This window comes from Pseudomonas sp. PvP028 (assembly GCF_017832255.1).
Lineage (GTDB): Bacteria > Pseudomonadota > Gammaproteobacteria > Pseudomonadales > Pseudomonadaceae > Aquipseudomonas > Aquipseudomonas syringae.
In genome coordinates this window covers 4,389,876-4,390,839 of the sequence record NZ_JAFIBL010000001.1, presented here as the reverse complement: position 1 = coordinate 4,390,839, position 964 = coordinate 4,389,876, and the positions used below count along the sequence as shown (strand labels likewise).

1 protein-coding gene is annotated in these 964 nt (G+C 54.3%); it reads right to left on the bottom strand.

Annotated elements, in window-relative coordinates; translation table 11 throughout:
- Positions 1-117 precede the first annotated feature (117 nt).
- Complete coding sequence (locus JOE34_RS18900; RefSeq protein WP_004417759.1) at positions 118-786, bottom strand: LuxR C-terminal-related transcriptional regulator; 669 nt, start codon at positions 784-786, stop codon at positions 118-120.
- Between the last annotated feature and the right edge of the window lie 178 nt (positions 787-964).

Below are 964 nucleotides of genomic sequence, written 5' to 3'. Positions count from 1 at the left end.
CTTGGTGGGTATTGATAAAGCGTGATTGCAGGCGCAAGGAGGTCTTGCATCGGAGGCGGTGAGGGCGAATCCGGGAGGGGCGATCCTTATCGCCCCGTCCGTTGCATCGACTGGCGGTCAGCAGGTTGAAAAAACGCCCACTGATGAGCCATACATCCAGCGCATCAGGGAATTGCGACCGCTGATGCCCAGCTTGATCGCCGCACGGCGCTGGTAACTGCCTACAGTATTGACCTTGAGTGCGAGCCGTTCGGCCTGCTCAAGCGCGGTATGGCCGGCGAGCAGCCCCAGGCACACTTGGGTTTCGCGTTCGGACAACGTCAGCCCTGTTTCGCGCAGTCGTTCCTGAAAGCGCTTTTCAATGCTTTCGGGCTTTTTATGCTCAATGCCGGGCATTGCTGATTGCAGGGCATTGACATGTTTTTCAAGTATCGAAAACAGCAGAGGAGAAATGTCGCCTAGTTGCCGGCGTTCCTTTTCTGAAAATTCATGCGCGGGAAGCGCCCGAAATACGGTTATTTTACAGCTAAAGTTTTCCGAGGCCTGATCAGGGTAAAGATGAATCGAGTCACTGAGCAACAGCGTGCCTCGTGATGACGTCACGGTCTCGTTAAAGACCGTCGGTGCAGAGGCGGGTGGCGTTTGCCAGGGCTGTGGCAGGGAGGAGAGGTGCGTGGCATCTACCGCAAGCTGAGTGTCGATCAGCTTGTGGAACATGCTGGAAAAATTCCCGCTACCGATGCTGGCTATGGCCCTGCCAATCTGCGGAAGTAGTGTGTTAGGCATGTAGTCATCCATGAGTTTAAAACTGCTGACAATGGTATAGACGCTGTAAGCATGGCGCAGTCACATCAACTTGGCCGTTGGTGTTTCCGCCACGAAATCAGCGTTAGATGCCCGCTAGAGCATCTGCAGTGAAGTACAGCAAAGCGTATCGCCCTGAGGTTACCTAAATACTTCACTA

Coding starts and splice junctions, on each gene's coding strand:
- JOE34_RS18900 (WP_004417759.1), bottom strand. CDS start 786: ATGCCTAACACACTACTTCCGCAGATTGGCAGGGCCATAGCCAGCATC.